1 protein-coding gene is annotated in these 631 nt (G+C 44.1%); it reads right to left on the bottom strand.

Annotated elements, in window-relative coordinates; genetic code table 11:
- Positions 1-150: 150 nt before the first annotated feature.
- Positions 151-631: integrase core domain-containing protein (locus tag A1232T_RS00105; RefSeq protein WP_208606889.1), on the bottom strand; the 481-nt coding region annotated here is incomplete at its 5' end.

A 631-nucleotide genomic window follows, 5' to 3' on the forward strand; every position in this document is an offset into this window, starting at 1 on the left:
ATTTGTTCGGCTAGTTTTTTTAGTTCTGTTTCTTTTGTCATTGCTTATTCTCCTTTACTATGGATTATAAGCAGTTACACAAAGTTTAGGAAAGTCTCGTTGGTACGACAGGTGCGGTGTTTGTCAACATAGTTGTCACCATTTAATGAATTAGGCGACTCGCATCTTATCAATCGATTTTGGCTCTTTTACTGGATTTAAAGTCGTTGGCGGCACAGGTGTACAAACTCTCACCTCTCGGCCACCCCAGCGCGCAGGATTTAATGCTTTCGCACTGTCTATCGTCTGCTTACGCTTTGCTAGAATGACTTTATCCTCACCCATATGGCGCTTATTAGGGGTCACAAAGCGAAGCTGACTGTGCTTATGCTCCATGTTATACCAATGAGTAAACCTAAGCACCCATTGCCTTGCACTATCTAGGCTACTAAAGCCCTCTGTTGGCCAATTCGGGCGGTACTTGCACGTCTTAAATAAAGATTCGGCAAACGGATTATCATTGCTCACCCGAGGTCTGCTATAAGAAGTCACCACCCCAAGCTCATAAGCTTTCATCCGCATCGTTTGCGCCTTCATCGGTGCCCCATTATCAGAATGTAGAACTAAGCCTGAATGCAAACACTTCTCTTTA

Source organism: Psychrobacter pasteurii, assembly GCF_900162815.1.
GTDB lineage: Bacteria > Pseudomonadota > Gammaproteobacteria > Pseudomonadales > Moraxellaceae > Psychrobacter > Psychrobacter pasteurii.